Raw genomic sequence first — 19362 nt, 5'->3', positions numbered from 1 at the left:
CTCATCATGCGGCACGGCGGACAGATCCTCGTCGAACAGCTCAAAGCAGAAGGCGTCGATCGCGTCTTTCAGGTCCCTGGCGAAAGTTTCCTCGCCGCCCTCGACGGTCTCTACGAGTCCGGCGTCGACGTCATCAACGCGCGCCAGGAGGGCGGGGCGACGATGATGGCCGAGGCCGACGGCAAGCTGACCGGCCGCCCCGGCGTCGCCTTCGTCACCCGCGGCCCCGGCGCCACCAACGGCTCCTCCGGCGTCCACGTGGCGATGCAGGATTCTACGCCGATGATCCTCTTCATCGGCCAGGTCGGCGCCGACATGGTGGACCGCGAGGCCTTCCAGGAGGTCGATTACCGGCAGATGTTCGGCCCGCTCGCCAAGTGGGCGGCGCAGATCGACACGGTCGACCGCATCCCCGAATATGTGAGCCACGCCTTCCACACGGCGATGTCCGGCCGCCCCGGCCCGGTCGTCTTGGCGCTTCCGGAGACGATGCTCTCGGCCCGTTCCGCCGCGCCGTCCGTGCCCGCCTCCAACCCCGCTTATGCCGAGCCGAGCCCCGAGGCGGTGGACAAGGCGGTGGCGATGCTGAAGGGGGCCGAGAGGCCGCTCGTCATCGTCGGCGGGCCGGGCTGGTCGAAGGAGGCGGGGGAGGCGATGGCCGCCTTCGCCGCCGCGTCCGACATTCCGATCGCCTGCTCGCTGCGCTGCCAGGACTATGTCGACAATCGCCTGCCGCAATATGTCGGTGACATGGGCATCGCCATCAGCCCGGCGCTGAAGAAGCTGGTGACCGAGGCGGACGTGGTGCTCGTCATCGGCGCGCGCCTCGGCGAGATGACGACGCAGGGCTACACCCTGTTCGAGGTGCCGGAGCCCAGCCAGACGCTGATCCACGTTCATCCGACCGGCGACGAGATCGGCCGCGTCTACCGCCCGGACCTCGGCATCGTGTCCGGCACCACCGCCTTCGCCAAGGCGCTGGCGGGCGCGTTCAGGGCCGGCCCCGTGCCGTGGCCCTGGTCGAGCGTGCGCGCGGAGGCACGCGCAGCGTTCGATGCATGGACGACGCCGCAGGAGACGCCGGGCGCGGTGAAGATGGAGGAGGTGGTGTCGCACCTCTCCCGCACGCTGGGCGACGACGCGATCATCACCAACGGCGCCGGCAATTATTCCGGCTGGGTGCACCGCTACTACCAGTTCCGCGGCTGGCGCACGCAGCTGGCGCCCACCTCCGGCTCGATGGGCTACGGCCTGCCGGCGGCGATCGCGGCCAAGCTGCGGCACCCGGACGCGCCCGTCGTCGCCTTCGCGGGTGACGGCTGCTTCCAGATGACGTGCAACGAGTTCGGCACCGCCGCACAGCATGGCGCCGCGTTGATCACCATCGTGTGCGACAACGGGATGTACGGCACCATCCGCATGCATCAGGAGCGGCATTATCCGGGCCGCACCTCCGGCACGCGCTTGAGAAGCGCCGATTTTGCAGCGCTCGCCAAAGCCTATGGCGGCTTCGGGGCGACGATCCGCGACACGTCCGAGTTCGCCGACGCCTTCGATGCGGCGGTGAAGTCCGGTCTGCCGTCGATCCTTCACCTCCACACCGATCCGGAAGCGCTCTCGACGGGCCTGCGCCTATCGTCCTTCGCGACGGCTTGACGCGGTTCGCCCGCAGCGGGCGCCGCTGACGCAGCGGTGCCCGCCCGGCGCGGCCTGGGCGGAGAAGCGGTAATCATCGCGTCGCACCGCGGGCGCTCTGGTGGCGTTTCGGTGCGATCGGCGCGCGTTGGGTGAAGCGGCGACTGTTGCTCGCCCGGTGCCGCCGGTCCAACCCGGTGACCGCGTTCAACCCGGTGCTGGTAGCTCAGCGAGCGGTCAGCTCGCCGAAGCGATGATAGTAGGCCGCTCCCGATACCGCGTTGCCGACGACGGCATTTTGGCTGGGCACCTGCGTCAGACGGCGGACCGCCAGGTGGCGGCGCATCGGTGATGACTATGGTGGCTGAGACGGTTGCCTATGCGTAAAACGAGGCGACGGGGCCGGGTGTTGCCGAGATCGCAATTTCAAGTGACGTCAAGCCGGAGGCGGGGCAGGGGCGCGTCAGCCCAGGGCTGGTGCTTCCCCGTCTCGCTCTTGTTTCGACGAGTGCTGTTCTGGGGGGCGCGGTGATGAATGGAATGGACGGGCAAACCGGTGGTGACCCCTCGCGGCGGCGTCGTCCGTGCGGCGTTTCCTCGTCTGCTCAAGCGGTGTCTGCCGGTTCGCAACGCTGACTCTGGTGGCGTCTTGGGGGGTGACGATGCGTCCGGCGACCGCTGAAGCATTGACGGTGAGGGGCGCAGCGGGAAGCAGCGGGCGCCTCGCCGCCGCGTCCGCTACGAGACCAGCTAAACGGCAGGCGCATCCACGGTCAGCCGGAGCCGCCGGTACCTGCTTCGGTGGTGTCCTCCGGCGCGGTGGGCGCGGCTAAAGATCATCCAAGCGCCGTTTCGATGGGGCCTCGGTTCCACGTCCTTGGCCATGGTGTGGCTCGCGTGGGCGAGAGCCTGCGCGCGGATGCTGGCAGTTCAGGAATGGACACCTATATCCGGTCAAACGGAGGGTTGAATGAGTCCACTTGAGCGGCGCTACGGCGCTACGGAGCGTGTCTTGGGCGGGTCGCCGATGGGCGTCTTCATCCGCCTCGTCGTGATGTCTTTCGTCGTCGGCCTCATTCTGACGATGCTGGACATCAACCCCAACGACATCATCAACTGGCTGGATCAGCGGTTCCGCGCGCTTACGAATCTCGGCTTCGAGTCGGTCGAGCAGTTCTTCAACATCATGATCGTCGGTGCGGTGATCGTCGTGCCGATCTGGCTCTTCGCGCGGGTGGTCAAGATCATCTCGCGGTGATGCTTTCCGGCTCCTGAGGACAGGGCGCGGAGGCCGAAAGCCGCGCACCGGCGGCGCGCCGAATTCACCGGCAGCGCGCCGCGACGAGGCACCTCCGCCACCAGGCGACTTGCCCGCCCAGCGCATCAGCCGCCAGGCGCCTCACCCGACAGGCGCCTCACCCGACAGGCGCCTCACCCGCCAGGCTCCTACGCCACCAGGTGCATCACCCGCCAGGCCGCTCAAGCCCATCAAGCGCCTCGGCCGCGGGTGGCCACCGGAGCGTGGGCGCCTTGCCGCGCACGATCCGTTTCATTGCGGGCGAGCCGGGTGGCGGCCGGCGGTGAGGCTGATGTCACGCGGCGATCGGCAATCGGGCTTCCTGGAGAAGGGTGTAGATCTCGATCGGCTCGTTCTCGACGCGGCGGCGCATCTCCACCCCGTTGGCGTCCCGCTTCGTGGAGGCACCGACGGCGTTGCGGATGTGCCAGGCGAGCGACATGTTCAGCAGGAATTTGCCGGGAAGATTGGGAGCGTAGGCGTCCCCGCCGATCGCCCTTTCGTAAGCGGCGCGCATACGCGGCGCGGCAACAGCGGTGCGGAAGACGTTGAGCGTGAAGTTCTCGTCGAACCGGCCTTCGTCACGCACGCGAAGGGCGAGCATGATGAAATCGGCGATGAGGCCGACGTGGTCCGCCTCGATGCCGCGGACGGGACGCTCGTGCTGGGCGATCAACTCGGTCACATACGCGTCCAACCCCATGCCGAGATCGCCGGCACTGGTGGTCAACGACACGATCAAAGCCGGGTCGAGGCGAAGGGTGATCGGAACGACCGGATTCATGGTGGATGCCTCCCAAGGTTGAGTCATCCTACGGCAATCTGGTGCGTTTCACAACCAGAAGTATAGATAGCAGTTATGCCGGAGACGGCACGAGCGCGAACCCTCAAGCCTCGGATCAGCATGGCTGCTCGACGCAAAAACGGCCGTATGCGGGCATACGGCCGTTTTTCATGTCTCGTCGCGCGGATGCCTCACGCTACGGGTGCGGGACGAGGTCCGCGCGCCGGCGAGGCATCAATGATGGGGCGTCAGCGCTGGGCGGTGGGGGCCAGCACCATCACCATCTGACGGCCTTCCAGTTTCGGCTCGGCCTCGACCTTGGCGATCTCCGCCGTGTCGGTGCGAACCTTGTTGAGAAGCTCCATGCCGAGGTTCTGGTGCGCCATCTCACGCCCGCGGAAGCGCAGGGTGACCTTCACCTTGTCGCCTTCGTCGAAGAATTTCTTGATGGCCTTCATCTTCACGTCGTAATCGTGCGTGTCGATGTTCGGGCGCATCTTGATCTCTTTGACCTCGAAGGTCTTTTGCTTTTTGCGCGCCTCGGCCGCTTTCTTTTGAGTCTGGAACTTGAAGCGGCCATAGTCCAGAATCTTACAGACGGGCGGATCCGCGTTCGGCGCAACCTCGACGAGGTCGAGCCCGGAGTCCTCGGCGAGCTTGATCGCATCGTCGATAGACAAGATGCCGCGGTTGGTCCCCTCGTCGTCCACGAGCTGGACGCGGGGCACGCGGATGTCACGGTTGGTCCTCGGACCTTGCTTCAGTGCCGGAGCGGGGGCGCGGTGCGGTCGACGAATGGTGGTGTCTCCAAAAATTGTTGTTCGGTTGACGCTTCAGCACGGCATTAAGTTCCACCCTGCATCGCGTCACCCCCTAATATAGCCCGGTTTGCGCATTCTCCAAAAGGTCATCGTAGACCGCCAGCGTCTTTTGCGTCATCGACACCAGTGAAAAGTGCGTGACGGCGTGCTGACGGCCCCGCGCACCGATCTGCAGACGGGTCTCCCCGGCCGTCACCAGCGCCTCCATGATCGCATCGGCGAGCGGCCCCGGCTCGCCGGCCGGAACCCGCCAGCCCGTGCGCACGTCGCGCCCATATTCGGGCGGCGCCAGCACCGTCTCGCGCACCGCACCGAGGTCGGAGACGATCACCGGAACGCCCGCCGCCTGCGCCTCCACCGCCGCCCGCCCGAACGCCTCAGGCTCGATCGACGGCTGAACGGCAAGGTCCGCCGCCGCCAGCGCCGCCGGCACGTCGTCGCAATGGCCGACGATCTTCACCCGCTTTTCGAGCCCCAGCGCGCGGACCCTGTCCTGAACCTCCAGGCGGTAGTCGGTGCGTCCCTGGTCGTCTCCGGCGAGAACGCAGACCCAGCCCGTCTTCAGCCGCGCCGCCACCTCCGCCAGCGCCTCCACCAGAACGAGCTGGCCCTTCCACGGCGTCAACCGGGCGAGATTGATGAGCACACGGTCGCGCTTGTCGATCCCCCACTTGCGGCGCAGCGCTTCGGCCCTGTCCTCGGCCGGCTGGTCGAAGGCCGACAGGTCGATGCCGCGGTGGATGGTCACGATCCTGTCCCGCGCGAACGGATGACGCTCGGCCACCAGCGCGGCGGTATATTCGGAATTGGCGATCACCACATCGCCCCGCGCCATCACCGAGTTGTAGCGGTTCTTCAGCCACGAGCCTTCGTTGTACGCGCCGTGATAGGTCGTGACGAACGGCCGGTAGGTCCACGACGCGGCCCACAGCGCCGACCACGCCGGCGCGCGCGAGCGGGCGTGGATGATGTCGACATCCTCCCGCTCCATCAGGTCGGCGAGGCGTGCGGCGTTCTTGCGCATGGTCAGGATCTTCTTGGAGGCGACGGGCATGGTGATGTGCTCGCCCCCCAAAGCCTCCAGCTCCGGCACCATGCGCCCGCCCTCGGACACCACGATGGCCCGGTCCCCGTCCGCGACGAGCGCGGCGGCCACGTCGAGCGTCGTGCGTTCGGCGCCACCCGTCTCGAGCTGGGGCACCACTTGCAGGATCGTCATCGGCCGCGCAGTCATGCACTCACTCTCATCGCCGCGGCCGAAGCGCCGCCCGCTGTCCCACCTAACAAAGAAGCGCCAAATAATGATTGACAAGGCAACACGGATCTCAAGTGGCGCCGACGAGCTCGCTGTGGAGATCACGGAGGGCAAAAACCCCGCAATCCTGTGGCTTGGCGGCTTCCGCTCCGACATGCAGGGCGGCAAGGCGGTGCGCCTCGCCGCATGGGGAAAAGCAAACGGCCGGCGCGTCGTGCGGTTCGATTATCGCGGCCACGGCGAATCATCCGGCGCCTTCACCGACTTCGCCCTCGGCGACTGGCTGGCCGACGCGGCGCTCGTCGACGCCACCTTCTGCGACGGTCCGACCATCGCCGTCGGCTCTTCGATGGGCGGCTGGATCGGCCTCCTTCTCGCCCGCCAGCGCCTGGCCGCCGGCCGCCCGCTCGCCGGCCTCGTCCTCATCGCCCCCGCACCGGACTTCACCGAGCGGTTGATGTGGCCGAAGCTTCCCGACGCGCTGAAGGCCGAGGTGATGGAAAAGGGCGTCACGCACCTTCCGTCCGACTATGGCGACCCGACCCCGGTGACGAAGCGCCTCTTCGAGGACGGGCGCAACCATCTCCTCTACACGGACGCGCCGATCGAGACCGGCTGCCCGGTCCACATCCTCCAGGGTGTCGCCGACCCGGATGTGCCCTACCGCCACGCGCTCGAACTCGTGGACCGCCTCGCCCACGACGACGTCGTGGTGACGTTGATCAAAGACGGCGACCACCGCCTGTCGCGCGAGGAAGACCTTGCCCGCATGGTGGATGCGGTCGCCGGCATCAGCGAATAGCATTCAGCGCCTCGGCCCTGCGACATTATGGCAGAGCTCCGGCAATATTGCACCAATCCACTGTTATCGCAGTGGAAATATTGGTCAGGGCCGCTTGATCAATTCATTGCGTGATCGTGCGCGAAAACTCGTCAGCACACCGGCTCGTACGTCATAAGAGCGTCAAGGCGCACCAGCGCACTCGAGGGAGGACTTCATGGCAACATTCGTCGTAACCACCACGGCAGATGAGTCGGACGGCGATTTCACCGCGGGCGACCTGTCGCTGCGCGAGGCGATCGAGCTTGCGAACCAGAGCGCCGGCGCCGACGAGATCATCTTCGGCGACGCCGTCGCCGGGCAGACGATCAACCTGACACTCGGTGAGCTCACGATCACCGACAACCTCACCATCACCGGCGGCACCGAGCAGGACGATGCCGTCATCGTCACCACCGACCTTGCCAACCGGCTCCTCTCGGTGGACGCGAACGAGGTGTCGCTGAACGTTTTGAAGCTCGTCGGCGGCACGGCGACGGACGCAAACGGCGGCGGCATCAGCCACACCTCAGGCAACCTCGCCCTTCAGGACGTGCTCCTCGACGGCAACACCGCGACCGGAACGGGCGGCGCGAGCGAAGGCTCGGGCGGCGCCATCTTCTCGTCCGGCGCCAGCCTCACCATCACGTCCTCCTCCCTCGTCAACAACACGGCCGACCGGGCGGGCGGCGCGATCGAGACCAACGGGCTGACGACGCTCGACATCGTCGACGCGAACATCTCCCTCAACGCGGTCGGCGAGACGACGGCGGCCCCCGGCAACGGCGGCGGCATCCACATCACCGGCGCGGGTACGACGACGACGATTTCCGGCACCAGCTTCACCGGCAACGATGCGGCGAGCGAGGGCGGCGGCGTCTGGAACGCGGCCGGGTCGACGATGACGATCTCGTCCACCCTCTTCGGCTCCAACACCGCCTCCGGTGACGGCGCGGACAACGGCGGCGGTGCGGTCTTCAACGATGGCGGCGACGTCAACCTCACCAGCGTCAGCATGTTCGGCAACTTCGCCGACGGCGCGGCGGGCTCTGGCGGCGGCGTCCTCTCCACCGACGGCGCGGTGACGGTCACCAACTCCACCATCTCGCAGAACACCGCGAACCGGGCCGGCGGCGGCGTCGAGATCATCGACGGCACCATGGTGATCACCGGCTCCACCCTGTCGATGAACGAGGCGGGAAGCCCCGTCGCGGCGCCCGGCAATGGCGGCGCCCTCCACGTGACGGGCATCGCCGACGTCACGGTCGAGGAGACGCTGGTTCAGGAAAACATCGCCGCATCCGAGGGCGGCGGCCTCTGGAACCAGGCCGGATCGACGATGAACGTCATCCGCTCCACCATCACCGGCAACCGCGCGCTCGGCGACGACGCGGACATGGGCGGCGGCGGCATCTTCAACAATGGCGGCGACGTCACGGTGACGTCCTCCACCATCGACGCCAACGCGGCGACGGGGGCCGCGGGCTCCGGCGGCGGCATCCTCTCCACGGACGGGCTCGTCGTCGTGGAAGGGTCGGTCGTCAACACCAACGTCGCCGCGCGCGCGGGCGGCGGTATCGAGATCATCGACGGAACGCTGGTGGTCTCCGGCACGTCGATGTCCTCCAACATGGCCGGGGACAGCCGCTTCACCGTGGCCGCGCCCGGCAATGGCGGCGCCATCCACGTCACCGGCAGCGACGGCACTCTGGTCACCATCGCCGCGTCAGACTTCGCCTTCAACGTGGCGAGCGCGGAGGGCGGCGCGGTCTGGAACCAGGCCGGATCCACCATGGCGATCTCGTCCAGCACCTTCGACGACAACGTCGCGACAGGGACTGCGGCGGACAACGGCGGCGGTGCGCTCTTCAACAATGGCGGCACCACCGAGGTGTCGGACTCGTCCTTCCAGCGCAACAGCGCCGTCGGCACGTCCGGCTCGGGCGGTGCGGTCCACTCCATCGGCGGCACCCTCACCTCCGCCGACAACGTGTTCCTGAACAACGCTGCCAATCGCGCGGGCGGGGCGATGGAGCTGACCGGAGGCGTGAACCGTCTCACCGGGACCACCATCACCGGCAACAACGTGGGCTCCGCGCCGGGCAATGGCGGCGGCGTGCATGCGGCGGGGGCGGGCACCACGCTCGCCATCGCGGGCAGCGTCTTCAGCGGCAACGCCGCGGCGGCCGAAGGCGGCGGCCTGTGGACCTCCGCCGACGTCTCGGCCGAGGTGGAGAACACCACCTTCACCGAGAACAGCGCAGGCATCGCCGGCGGTGCGGTCTTCATCATCGACGGCGGCACGGTGACGATCCGCGACAGCGCGCTCACCGGCAACGCGGCGCCCGAGGGAAGCGCGCTGGCCGTCAGCGAGGACGGCAGCACCCCGGCGGGCCCGATCGCTCTCATCGGCACCCTGTTCGGCGAGGACACCCTGTCCGCCGGGTCCGGCAGCGACGTCATCATCGGTGACGATGCGGACAACTTCGTTCTCGGCAACGATGGCGCGGACACCGTCAACGGCGGCGTCGGCAACGACACCGTCTACGGCGGAAACGGTCACGACTTGCTGGAAGGACGGCGCGGCGACGACTTCCTCGACGGCGGCAAGGGCAACGATCTGGTCGACGGCGGCCAGGGCGACGACACGGTGGTCGGGCGCGACGGCAACGACACGCTTTGGGGTGGCGACGGTGACGATTCCCTCGTCGGCGCCAATGGTGACGACAGCATGGCCGGCGGCACGGGCGACGACTCGCTCTTGGGCGGGGCCGGCAACGACAGCGCCTATGGCGGCGACGGTGACGACTACATCTTCACTTCGTCCGGCAGGGACATGGCGTTCGGCCAGGACGGCGACGACGAGATTTTGGGCGGTGCCGGCCACGACACGCTGAACGGCGGGAGCGGCAACGATTCCCTCAACGGCGGCGGCGGCAACGACTACGTCGTCGGCGGGGCCGGTCACGATCTGGTCGACGCAGGCTCAGGCGAGGATTACATCCTCGGCGGCGGCGGCAACGACGTGCTGAACGGTAACGGCGCCGACGATATCGTCTACGGCGGTGGCGGTCATGACATCCTGGACGGCGGCCGCGGCGAGGACTACCTCGAAGGCGGCAACGGCAACGACGTCCTGTTCGGCGGCATCGGCAACGACACGCTGATCGGCGACATGGGGTTCGACACGCTGACCGGCGGCGACGGGTTCGACGTGATCGACATCACCGCGCTCGACCGCGGCTACACCACGATCACCGACTTCACGTTCGATGAGGACACCATCTACCTCACCGACGTGCTGCCCGGCGCGCTCGACTTCGACGGCGATGCGATCTTCTACGGCGACCGTCTGATCGCGGTTCTGGAGGGCGTCGACACGCGCGATCTCATCATCGGCGTCGACATTTTCTGACCGGGGCGATCGGCCGCAACGGGGGCGGGCGCTGCGGCGCCCGCCTTTTTTCGTTCGGGCCCCGGTCCGTCCTCAGTCAGACGCGAGCTGCAGGCGGTGGAACTTGGCGTAGAGCCCGCCGGAGGCCACCAGCGCGTCGTGCGTCCCGGTCTCGGCGACGCGCCCGGCGTCCAGCACGATGATCTGTTCGGCCGCACGGACCGTCGCGAGGCGGTGGGCGATGACGAGCGTCGTGCGCCCCGCCGCCAGCCGCTGCAGCGCGGCCTTGACGATCTCCTCCGATTCCGCGTCCAGCGCCGAGGTCGCCTCGTCGAGGAGCAGGATCGGCGCGTCCTTCAGGAAGGCTCTCGCAAGGGCGATGCGCTGGCGCTCGCCCCCCGAGAAATTGCCGCCCCGCTCGCCCGCGGGCGCGTCGTAGCCGCCTGGGGCGCGCATGATGAAGTCGTGCGCCCCGGCATTCTTCGCCGCCGCCGCGATCTCGTCCGCCGAGGCGCCCGGCCGCCCCAGCGCGATGTTGGCCCCCACAGTGTCGTTGAAGATGGTCACGTCCTGCGAGACGATGGCGATCCGCTCGCGCAGTGACGACAAGGTGAGGCCGGCGATGTCCTCGCCGCCGATGGTGATGCGCCCGGCCGACGGATCATAAAGCCGCGGGATGAGGTTGAAGACGGTGGACTTGCCCGCGCCCGACCGGCCGACGATGGCGGTCGTCTCCCCCGCGCGCGCCTCGAACGTGACGCCATGGAGGGCGGGGGCCTTGGCGCTGTAGCTGAAATCGACGCCCTCGAAGCGCACCGTGTCGGCGCCGAAGGTGGCGGGGCGGGCGTCCGGCCGGTCGCGCACTGTCACCGGCTCGTCGAGAACGGCATAGTAGCGTGTCAGCGCCGCGAGCCCCTCCTGCACCAGGGCGGAGAGGTTGCCGAGCGCGCGCAGCGGCTGCGAGGCGATGAGGAGCGCGCCCATGAAGCCGGTGAACTCGCCGATGGTCGACTGGCCGGACATGATCCGCCAGCCGACGAAGGCGAGGATGGCCGCCACCGCGACACCGCCCAGCGCCTCCGTCATCGGGTCGACGCGGCCTTTCTGGATCATCGACTTGTAGCGCAGCTTGCGCAGGCTCTCGAATGCGCGGTCGGCGCGGGCCGCGAGGTAGGGCTCCAGCTTGTAGGTCTTCACCGTGCGGGCGGCGCCGAAGGTCTCCACCGTCAGGCTCGCCATGTCGCCGGTCTGCTCCTGGGTGCGCTTCGACACTTTGCGCAACCGCTTGCCGATCATCGAGATCGGGATGAGGGCGAGCGGCAGCACGGTGAAGGCGATGAGCGAGAGCTGCCAGTCGAGCCAGATCATCGTCACGAACAGGGCGACGATGGTCAGCCCTTCGCGCACCAGGATGTTGACGAGCCGCGTGAGCGCGTTGCGCACGTAGAGAAGGTCGGTGGTGAAGCGCTGTGTCCAGGCGGCGGGAGTTTCGGCGTTGACCGCGGTCAGGTCGGCGGCGACGAGGTGGCGGTAGAGGCGGCTTTGCATGTCCGCCTCGACCTTGGTGACCGCCTGCTGGGTGAGGACGATCTGGATATAGGTCGACGCGCCGCGCACGGCGGTGACGACGAGCACCAGCCAGGGCAGGGTCGAGATCGCCCAGCCGCTTTTTTCACCCAATGACGTGAACGCCCAATTGATGAGCACGGGATAAAGGCTCGTGCTCACGGCGATGAAGGCGACGGCGATCAGGGACAGGGCGATCTTGGTCCGGTGCTCGCGCACATGGTCCGTCCACAGGCGCCGTGCCATCGCCCAGTTGGCGGCCCTCAGGGTCGGTTTGGCGGCGGTCTGCGGCGACGTGGGGGCGGGGGACGGTGAGCGTCCGGATTGCGTCATGGCCAGAGGATTCCGGGGATAAGAGCGGGGAGAGCGGCGGGGGCGCGGCAAGGGGCCGCCGCTGGGGACAGGCCGCGTTCAGGTGCACTGAGTGCGTTGATTTGGAGCATGGAGCGGGGCCAGTCTGTCGGGAAGATAGCCGGAGGGATGGGGCCGGTGCTTCGCCGGGTCAGTTTCCTGTTGCAAGGTTAGGCAGCGCTGCCTATCTTCGCATCCCACAGACAAAAGAATGTCACCAAGAACTATCGGGGAGTGGACATGTCAAAGCTTTGGTCGCTCGCGATCTCGAGCCGCAGCACGGGCCTTTTGTCTATGACCGCCGCAATGGCTTTTGTCATCGCCGTTTGTTTCGGTCTCCTTTAATCGGGGAACCTTTAATCCTCTGAAATATCTCGGCCCGTCAGCGGGTTGAAACCCATCGCATAGAGCGCGGACGTCAAGTCCGTGTGGCGAAGGACGCCGCCGGCCACCGCCGCGAGCACGGGCTTGGGGCGGTAGGCGATGCCGAGACCCGCGGCCTTGATCATCGCGAGGTCGTTCGCCCCGTCGCCGAGGGCGATCGCCGCCGACGGGTCGACGCCGAGGGCCGCACACTCGGCCTCCAGGCGGATCCGCTTCTCGTCCGCGCCCAGGATCGGCGCGGCGACCTCGCCGGTCAGTAGACCGTCCGCCGCGATCAGCCGGTTGGCGAACGCGGCGTCGATGCCGAGACGCTCGGCCACCGGCTCGGCGAAATGCAGGAAGCCGCCCGACACCAGAACCGTGCGGATCCCGTTCGCCTTCGCCACCTCGATCAGCCGCGCCGCGCCGGGCGTCGCGCTAATCACATCCGCCAGAAGGCCCTCGATCGATGCTTCCGGAATGCCCTTCAGCAGCGCCACACGCTCCGTCAGCGCGTCCGCGAAGTCGAGTTCGCCGCGCATCGCCCGCTCGGTGATCGCCGCCACCTTGGGCTTCAGGTCGTGTACGGCGGCGAGTTCGTCGATGCACTCCTGGCCGATCAGCGTGGAGTCCATGTCCGAGATGAGGAGCCGCTTGGCGCGGGTCTCCGCCGGCTGCACGATGGCGTCCACCGCAACCCCCGCGGCAGCGAGGTGGTCAAACACCGCCTCGCGCACATGGCCGAGCTCGCCATTGACATGGACGTCGCTCGCATGGGCATCCAGCCTGTCGGCGCGGTGGGCGCCGAGGTGATGGACGAGCGATGCCACATATTCGGGCGAAAGGGAACCGGGGGCGACGAGCGTGACGATGATCATGGGCGTCCTCATCGCCGGTCCGACCGCGTCCGGCAAGTCTCATCTTGCCATGCGCCTAGCGGAGCGGCTCGGCGGGACGATCGTCAACGCCGATTCCATGCAGGTCTACCGCGATCTGCGGGTGTTGACGGCCAGGCCGGGCGCCGCCGACGAGGCCGCCTTGCCCCACCGCCTCTACGGCCACGTGGACGGTGCGGCGGCCTACTCGGTCGCCCGTTGGCTCGGCGAGGCGGCGGACGCGATCGCGGCGGTGCGCGCCGAGGGGCGGGTGCCCATCGTCGTCGGCGGGACGGGGCTCTACCTCGCCGCGCTCACGCAAGGTCTCTCCACTATGCCGCCGGTGCCGGACGAGGTGCGGACCCGCTGGCGCGCCGCCCAGGCCACCCACGACGCCCCCGCCCTGCACGCCATGCTGGTCGCGCGCGACCCTGAGATGGCGGCGCGGCTGCGCCCGTCCGATCCGCAACGTATCGTGCGCGCGCTGGAGGTTGTCGACGCCACCGGCCGCTCGCTTGCCGCGTGGCAGGCGCAGAAGAGCCCGCCCGTCCTTCCCGTGCGGCCCGGCGTCCCGGCCTACGTCGTGGCGCCGCCGCGCGATCTCCTGCGCCGTCGCATCGCCGAGCGGTTCGCGCTGATGGTGGAGGAGGGGGGCGCCGGCGAGGCGGCCGCGCTTGCGGCCCGTGCGCTCGACCCCGCCCTCCCGGTCATGAAGGCGATCGGCGTGGCCGAGCTCGCGGCCGCCGCGCGGGGCGAGATGAGCCTGGAGGCAGCCGCCGCCGCGGCGGTCACCGCGACACGCCAATATGCCAAGCGGCAGGACACCTGGTTCCGCCACCGCTTCGCCGGATGGCAGAGGCTTGCACCTGGCGAAATGCCCGCGCTGCCCTGAACCCGCCCGCTTATTCAATCGCACGGTCACGATCGGTCGATCGTAGAAGAGGGCGTTGAAGAATGTGCACTCCCGTCGTCCGCCCCGCAGGAAGGTGAATTCCACCATCCTGTTGCTTTGGCGAATTAATTTCCAGATTTCGGAATGGGTCGGCCGCTCCGCAGCGCACACTTGTGCGGCGATTGCAGGCACCTTCGGCAATTTTGAAAGCAGGATTGCGCGGCGAAGAGGCGCATGATAAGCACCTTGGCAGATCAATGGACGGTCCACCTTCTTTCGAGGGGCGCCGTCCGGAACACGGGTTGAGCACGCCACACATGGCTACCACCATCATTCTTATTGTAGCGGGGCGCACCACCAGAGTCTGACCAGGCTCGGGAACGGTGGTGCGCGGTCCAAGGTCCCTTTCGGGGCCTTTTTTTATTGCCCGCTCTCCACCTGTCGCCGAGCGGGCCCCTCGAAAGCCTCAAACGGCACGCCGCACAGGCGGAGCGGAGACGAGAAATGGACGAGCGCAATTCAGGCCGCATGAGCGGCGCGCAAATGGTCATCGAGGCGCTGAAGGATCACGGCGTCGATACCATCTTCGGCTACCCGGGCGGCGCTGTCCTCCCGATCTATGACGAGATCTTCCAGCAGGACGACGTGCGCCACATCCTCGTGCGACACGAGGCCGGCGCCGGCCACATGGCCGAGGGCTATGCCCGCACCACCGGCCGCCCCGGCGTCGTCCTCGTGACGTCCGGCCCCGGCGCCACCAACGTCGTCACCGCGCTCGCCGACGCCATGATGGACTCCATCCCGCTCGTCTGCATCACCGGGCAGGTCCCGACCCACCTCATCGGCTCCGACGCCTTCCAGGAGTGCGACACGGTCGGCATCACACGGCCCTGCACCAAGCATAATTATCTGGTCCGCAAGGTCGACGATCTGCCGCGCATCCTCGCCGAAGCCTTCTATGTCGCGACGTCCGGCCGTCCGGGCCCTGTCGTCATCGACATCCCGAAGGACGTTCAGGTCGCGGTCGGCATGTACAATCCGCCCCGCGGCGGTCACAAGACCTATCAGCCGAAGACGCGGCCCGAGATGGTCGGCATCCGCCAGGCGGTGGCGCTGATGAAAGCGGCCTCCAAGCCGGTCTTCTATACCGGCGGCGGCCTCATCAATGCCGGCCCCGCCGCGGCGCATCTGATGCGCGAGCTGGCTGACATCACCGGCTTCCCCGTCACCTCGACGCTGATGGGCCTCGGCGCGATGCCGGCCTCGCATCCGCAGTGGCTGGGCATGCTGGGCATGCACGGCACCTACGAGGCCAACCTGGCGATGCACGACTGCGATCTCATGATCTGCATCGGCGCCCGCTTCGACGACCGCATCACCGGCCGCATCGACGCCTTCTCGCCCGGCAGCCGCAAGATCCACATCGACATCGACCCGTCCTCGATCAACAAGAACGTGAAGGTCGACCTGCCGATCATCGGCGACGCGGCCCACGCGCTGGAGGACATCGTGCGCGTGTGGTCCGAGACCGGCCTGCACGACAAAAGCCGCCTCAAGCCCTGGTGGGACGAGATCGCGACCTGGCGGGCCAAGAAGTCGCTCGGCTACGAGACGCGCAACGGCACCATCATGCCGCAGGAGGCGGTCGAACGCCTGTTCGAGCTGACGAAGGCGCGCAATCCGATCGTCGCGACCGACGTCGGCCAGCACCAGATGTGGGCGGCCCAGTTCTTCGGCTTCGACAAGCCGAACCGCTGGCTCACCTCCGGCGGCCTCGGCACCATGGGTTACGGCCTGCCCGCCGCCATCGGCGCGCAGCTCGCCGCTCCCGAGGACCTCGTTTTGTGCATCTCGGGCGATGCGTCGATCCAGATGAACATCCAGGAGATGGGGACGGCCGTTCAGTACAACCTGCCGATCAAGCTGGTGATCCTGAACAATCAGCACATGGGCATGGTCCGCCAGTGGCAGCAGCTCAACCACGGCAACCGCCTGTCGCACTCCTATTCCGACGCGCTGCCGGACTTCGAGGTGCTGGCGAAGGCCTATGGCTGGAAAGGGATGAAGGTCACCGACCCGGCCAAGCTCGACGACGCCTACGCCGAGATGATCGCCTATGACGGACCGGTCATCATGGATTGCCGTGTCGCCGATCTGACGAACTGCTTCCCGATGATCCCGTCCGGCAAGGCGCACAACGAGATCCTGCTGGCGCCGCGCGACGATGTCGAGGCCGAGGTTCTCGAGGACGCGATGGACGGTGCGCCGACCGAAGCGGGGGCGGCGCTCGTCTGACGCGGCCCGCGGTGGATCTGCCGGGCTGGCTCACCCCCGACGGGGAGGGCGATCCGGACGGGAGCGGCGCGATCATCGCCGTCCGCGCCACGCCCCGCGCGGCGAAAGACGCGGTCGACGGGGCGCTGAGGATGGACGACGGGTCGGTCTGGCTCGCCGTCCGGGTGCGGGCGGTGCCGGACAAGGGCGCGGCGAACACGGCCGTCGCCGCAACGCTCGCCAAGGCGCTCGGCCTGCGCAAGAGCGACGTGACGCTGATCGCAGGCGCCACGGCGCGGCAGAAGCGGTTCCGCGTGGCGGCGTCGGCGGCGGTGGTCGCCGCGCGGCGGACAAGCGGAGCGTGAAACGCGAAAAAGCCGGGCGCCTGAGCGCCCGGCATCGTATCGTCCGGTGAAGCCGGGGCCCTTACTGGGCCTTCGGCGTCAGGCGGTTCTGGTCGGTGTCGGCGCCTTCGGCGATGGTGCCGTCGATGACATCTTCGTCGGCGTCGAGACCGTCGTCGGCCATGCTGCCGTTACCCATCGAGGTGGGCATCGGGTCAGGCGTCTCGGCGGTGTTGCCGGCGGTGGTCGGCATCAGGCGGTTGTTGTCGGTGTCCGTCTGAGCGGCGACCGAACCATCGTCGATCACGTCCTCGTCACGGTCGAGGCCGTCGTCGGCGACCGGGGTGACGGGCGTGGCGCCCATCGGCACGGCGGCGCCGTCGGTGTTGGGGACGAGACGGTTGTTGTCGGTATCGGTTTCAGCCGCGACAGACCCGTTGTCGATGACGTTCTCGTCGGGGTCGACGGTCGTCTGGGCGTTGGCAACGCCGAAAGACAAGGCGATGGCGGCAGCAGATGTTGCAAGAATGCGAAGCATTGTTGTCTCCCTCGTTGTTCACACAATCAATGCGCGCCGCGGCAAGGACGTTCCTTTAACCTTGCGGGTGCGACAAAAGTGCAATGACCGAGCAAAGAAACGCTCCGATGGCTGGGGCGATGAGGAGTGAGATGAACCAACCGATCGGCATCGCCCCTGCGCTGCGGCCCGAGGCGGACAAGGAAACGCACACCATCACCGTGCTCGTCGACAACGAGCCGGGCGTTCTGGCGCGGGTCATCGGCCTCTTCTCCGGCCGCGGCTACAACATCGACTCGCTCACCGTGTCCGAGACCGAACACGAGCGCAGCCTCTCGCGCATCACCATCGTGACGACCGGCACGCCGATGGTGATCGAGCAGATCAAGAACCAGCTCGCCCGCCTCGTCCCGGTGCACCGCGTGGCCGACCTCACCGCCGACAAGCGCGACGCTGTCGAGCGGGAGCTGGCGCTGGTGAAGGTGTCCGGCCAGGGCGAAAAACGCCTCGAGGCGCTGCGCCTCGCCCAGGCGTTCGACGCGCGCACCATCGACGCGACGCTGACGTCCTTCGTGTTCGAGATGGTCGGCAGCACGACCGAGATCGAGCGCTTCGTGGCGCTGATGTCCTCGGTCGGCCTCGTGGAGGTTTCGCGCACCGGGATCGCCGCCATCACCCGCGGCGCCGATCCGACCTGAGCCGCGCGGAAGGCGGCGCCTCAGAAGGCGACCGCCCCCCACGACAGCGCGGGCGTGTGGACCGGATCGTCCCACAGCGCCTTCGTCTCGGCGCTCAGCATGGTGAGCGTGATCGACGCGCCCGCCATCTCCAGCGACGTGCAGTAGTTGCCGACCAAGGAGCGCGCGATCGTCAGGCCATGGGCTCCGGCGGCGCGCGCGGCGGCATCGTAGAGTGCGTAGAGCTCCAGAAGCGGCGTGCCGCCCATGCCGTTCACCAGAAGCAGCGCCTCGGTCCCGACCGCGGGCTTCAGGTCCTCCACGATGGCGCCGACGATCTCGGCGGCGATGGCGTCGGCCTGCATCATCGCCACGCGCCGCCGCCCCGGCTCGCCGTGGATGCCGATGCCCATCTCCATCTCGTCATCGGCCAGCGTGAAGGTTGGCGTTCCCGCGGCGGGCACGGTGCAGCTCGTCAGCGCCACGCCCATGGTGCCGGATGCGGCGTTGACGGCATCCCCCAGCGCCTTCAGCTCGGCGAGGGTGCCGCCCCGCTCGGCCGCCGCGCCGACGATCTTCTCCACGATCACCGTCGCCGCCACGCCGCGCCGCCCCTGGCTGTGGGTGGAGGCCTCCACCGCCACGTCGTCGTTGGTGAGGATGGTGGCGACCTCGCCGGAGGCCATCTCCGCCGCCATCTCGAAGTTCATGACGTCGCCGGCATAATTCTTCACGATGAGGAGGGTGCCCGCGCCCCCGTCGGCGGCCTCCATGGCGGCCAGGATCTGGTCCGGGGTGGGCGAGGTGAAGATCTGACCGGGACACGCCGCGTCAAGCATCCCGGCGCCGACGAAGCCGGCGTGCATCGGCTCGTGGCCGGACCCGCCGCCGGACACCAGCGCCACCTTGCCGGACTTGAGGGAGCGGCGCACCACGAACATCGGGTCCAGGCTGACGGTGACGAGATCGCCGTGGACCGCGCCGAAGCCGCTGAGGCTCTCGGCCAGCAGCGTGTCGGCCCCGTTCATCAATTTCTTCATGCTGTCCTCCCTGCGGCGGCGGTTCGGCCTGCCATTATTTCTTCTGTGCCAGCGCGATGATGCGCTCGGCAAAGTCACGGATCAGCTCTTCGACATCGCGCCGGGTCTGCGGGTCGGCAAACGGGGGCAGCGCGATCGTCAGCGTGTCGTCGTCGGCGCGGGCGAACTCGCCGAGCGTGCCGGCCTGGCCCGGATGCGCCGCGCGGTAGGCGGCGAGGAAGGCGTCCTTCTCCTCCGGCCCGAAGTGGCAGACGCGGAACACCGTGGGGATGTGCTGCGCCGGAAGCGGCACCCGGTAGGCCGGGTTGGTGACCTGGCTGATGAAGCTCTTGTGGGTGCCGATCGCCTCCGCCAGCTTCTGCCGCGTTCCGGAGGGGCGCCGTTCCAGCGCCGCCTTGAGGAGGCGCTTATAGTGCGCGACGGCATCGCCATCGGAGGCCTCGTCGGTTGCGCTCAT

16 protein-coding genes are annotated in these 19362 nt (G+C 68.1%); 8 read left to right on the top strand and 8 right to left on the bottom strand.

Translation table 11 applies throughout. From position 1 onward, the window contains the following. Nucleotides 1-6 precede the first annotated feature (6 nt). Entirely contained in the window at nt 7-1656 is a 1650-nt protein-coding gene (locus tag BIX52_RS05170; RefSeq protein ID WP_075219842.1) for a thiamine pyrophosphate-binding protein, read from the top strand. A gap of 949 nt (nt 1657-2605) precedes the next feature. Beyond that, the gene (locus BIX52_RS05165) at nt 2606-2893 is read left to right on the top strand and encodes a DUF6460 domain-containing protein (RefSeq protein WP_075219841.1); all 288 of its coding nucleotides are present in this window, start codon (nt 2606-2608) and stop codon (nt 2891-2893) included. A 334-nt stretch (nt 2894-3227) separates the two neighbouring features. On the opposite strand, the gene BIX52_RS05160 is transcribed toward BIX52_RS05165, so the two are convergent. The 3 genes from BIX52_RS05160 to BIX52_RS05150 form a co-directional block, all read right to left on the bottom strand. Beyond that, entirely contained in the window at nt 3228-3716 is a 489-nt protein-coding gene (locus BIX52_RS05160) for a hypothetical protein (RefSeq protein WP_075219840.1), read from the bottom strand. Between the two features lie 248 nt (nt 3717-3964). Continuing rightward, on the bottom strand, nt 3965-4513 hold the full coding sequence (gene infC, locus BIX52_RS05155) for a translation initiation factor IF-3 (RefSeq protein ID WP_075219839.1): 549 nt from the start codon (nt 4511-4513) through the stop codon (nt 3965-3967). A gap of 76 nt (nt 4514-4589) precedes the next feature. After that, nucleotides 4590-5771 (bottom strand): glycosyltransferase family 4 protein, encoded by a 1182-nt coding sequence (locus BIX52_RS05150; RefSeq protein ID WP_075219838.1) that lies wholly within the window; start codon nt 5769-5771, stop codon nt 4590-4592. A gap of 67 nt (nt 5772-5838) precedes the next feature. Here BIX52_RS05150 and BIX52_RS05145 point away from each other — a divergent pair, with 67 nt between their 5' ends. After that, nucleotides 5839-6594 (top strand): alpha/beta hydrolase, encoded by a 756-nt coding sequence (locus BIX52_RS05145; protein ID WP_075219837.1) that lies wholly within the window; start codon nt 5839-5841, stop codon nt 6592-6594. Between the two features lie 196 nt (nt 6595-6790). Further along, entirely contained in the window at nt 6791-10027 is a 3237-nt protein-coding gene (locus tag BIX52_RS05140) for a CSLREA domain-containing protein (RefSeq protein WP_075219836.1), read from the top strand. A 72-nt stretch (nt 10028-10099) separates the two neighbouring features. Here BIX52_RS05140 and BIX52_RS05135 read toward each other — a convergent pair whose 3' ends face one another. Together BIX52_RS05135 and serB are read right to left on the bottom strand one after the other, a co-directional pair. Beyond that, a complete protein-coding gene (locus tag BIX52_RS05135; RefSeq protein WP_083660015.1) occupies nt 10100-11905 on the bottom strand; it encodes an ABC transporter transmembrane domain-containing protein in 1806 nt (601 codons plus the stop codon). 374 nt (nt 11906-12279) lie between these two features. After that, a complete protein-coding gene (serB, locus tag BIX52_RS05130; RefSeq protein WP_075219834.1) occupies nt 12280-13164 on the bottom strand; it encodes a phosphoserine phosphatase SerB in 885 nt (294 codons plus the stop codon). Here serB and miaA point away from each other — a divergent pair. From miaA to BIX52_RS05115, 3 genes are all read left to right on the top strand, one after another. After that, a complete protein-coding gene (gene miaA, locus BIX52_RS05125) occupies nt 13157-14053 on the top strand; it encodes a tRNA (adenosine(37)-N6)-dimethylallyltransferase MiaA (RefSeq protein WP_075219833.1) in 897 nt (298 codons plus the stop codon). The two genes, serB and miaA, sit on opposite strands and share 8 nt — an antisense overlap. A 504-nt stretch (nt 14054-14557) precedes the next feature. Beyond that, nucleotides 14558-16348 carry an acetolactate synthase 3 large subunit gene (locus BIX52_RS05120; RefSeq protein WP_075219832.1) on the top strand — a complete coding sequence of 597 codons (1791 nt, stop codon included), beginning with the start codon at nt 14558-14560 and terminating at the stop codon, nt 16346-16348. A gap of 17 nt (nt 16349-16365) precedes the next feature. After that, nucleotides 16366-16692: a DUF167 domain-containing protein gene (locus BIX52_RS05115; RefSeq protein WP_205647720.1), complete on the top strand. Its 327-nt coding sequence runs from the start codon at nt 16366-16368 to the stop codon at nt 16690-16692. Nucleotides 16693-16753: 61 nt separating this feature from the next. Here BIX52_RS05115 and BIX52_RS05110 read toward each other — a convergent pair whose 3' ends face one another. Then, nucleotides 16754-17209 carry a hypothetical protein gene (locus BIX52_RS05110; RefSeq protein WP_075219831.1) on the bottom strand — a complete coding sequence of 152 codons (456 nt, stop codon included), beginning with the start codon at nt 17207-17209 and terminating at the stop codon, nt 16754-16756. Between the two features lie 131 nt (nt 17210-17340). On the opposite strand from BIX52_RS05110, the gene ilvN reads away from it, so the two are divergent. Continuing rightward, complete coding sequence (gene ilvN, locus BIX52_RS05105) at nt 17341-17886, top strand: acetolactate synthase small subunit (RefSeq protein ID WP_075219830.1); 546 nt, start codon at nt 17341-17343, stop codon at nt 17884-17886. 20 nt (nt 17887-17906) lie between these two features. On the opposite strand, the gene dhaK is transcribed toward ilvN, so the two are convergent. Both dhaK and BIX52_RS05095 read right to left on the bottom strand, forming a co-directional pair. Then, the gene (dhaK, locus tag BIX52_RS05100; protein ID WP_075219829.1) at nt 17907-18905 is read right to left on the bottom strand and encodes a dihydroxyacetone kinase subunit DhaK; all 999 of its coding nucleotides are present in this window, start codon (nt 18903-18905) and stop codon (nt 17907-17909) included. A gap of 34 nt (nt 18906-18939) precedes the next feature. Further along, nucleotides 18940-19362: a hypothetical protein gene (locus tag BIX52_RS05095; protein WP_075219828.1), complete on the bottom strand. Its 423-nt coding sequence runs from the start codon at nt 19360-19362 to the stop codon at nt 18940-18942.

The organism is Acuticoccus yangtzensis (genome assembly GCF_001927245.1).
Lineage (GTDB): Bacteria > Pseudomonadota > Alphaproteobacteria > Rhizobiales > Amorphaceae > Acuticoccus > Acuticoccus yangtzensis.
The sequence above is the reverse complement of the archived record's forward strand: the minus strand, read 5'-3'. Positions and strand labels throughout refer to the sequence as shown.

What these genes read in the sequence shown, in the direction of transcription:
- BIX52_RS05170 (WP_075219842.1), top strand. Translation starts at nt 7, where the DNA reads ATGCGGCACGGCGGACAGATCCTCGTCGAACAGCTCAAAGCAGAAGGC.
- BIX52_RS05165 (WP_075219841.1), top strand. Translation starts at nt 2,606, where the DNA reads ATGAGTCCACTTGAGCGGCGCTACGGCGCTACGGAGCGTGTCTTGGGC.
- BIX52_RS05160 (WP_075219840.1), bottom strand. Translation starts at nt 3,716, where the DNA reads ATGAATCCGGTCGTTCCGATCACCCTTCGCCTCGACCCGGCTTTGATC.
- BIX52_RS05150 (WP_075219838.1), bottom strand. Translation starts at nt 5,771, where the DNA reads ATGACTGCGCGGCCGATGACGATCCTGCAAGTGGTGCCCCAGCTCGAG.
- BIX52_RS05145 (WP_075219837.1), top strand. Translation starts at nt 5,839, where the DNA reads ATGATTGACAAGGCAACACGGATCTCAAGTGGCGCCGACGAGCTCGCT.
- BIX52_RS05140 (WP_075219836.1), top strand. Translation starts at nt 6,791, where the DNA reads ATGGCAACATTCGTCGTAACCACCACGGCAGATGAGTCGGACGGCGAT.
- BIX52_RS05135 (WP_083660015.1), bottom strand. Translation starts at nt 11,905, where the DNA reads ATGACGCAATCCGGACGCTCACCGTCCCCCGCCCCCACGTCGCCGCAG.
- miaA (WP_075219833.1), top strand. Translation starts at nt 13,157, where the DNA reads ATGATCATGGGCGTCCTCATCGCCGGTCCGACCGCGTCCGGCAAGTCT.
- serB (WP_075219834.1), bottom strand. Translation starts at nt 13,164, where the DNA reads ATGATCATCGTCACGCTCGTCGCCCCCGGTTCCCTTTCGCCCGAATAT.
- BIX52_RS05120 (WP_075219832.1), top strand. Translation starts at nt 14,558, where the DNA reads ATGGACGAGCGCAATTCAGGCCGCATGAGCGGCGCGCAAATGGTCATC.
- BIX52_RS05110 (WP_075219831.1), bottom strand. Translation starts at nt 17,209, where the DNA reads ATGCTTCGCATTCTTGCAACATCTGCTGCCGCCATCGCCTTGTCTTTC.
- ilvN (WP_075219830.1), top strand. Translation starts at nt 17,341, where the DNA reads ATGAACCAACCGATCGGCATCGCCCCTGCGCTGCGGCCCGAGGCGGAC.
- dhaK (WP_075219829.1), bottom strand. Translation starts at nt 18,905, where the DNA reads ATGAAGAAATTGATGAACGGGGCCGACACGCTGCTGGCCGAGAGCCTC.
- BIX52_RS05095 (WP_075219828.1), bottom strand. Translation starts at nt 19,362, where the DNA reads ATGAGCGCAACCGACGAGGCCTCCGATGGCGATGCCGTCGCGCACTAT.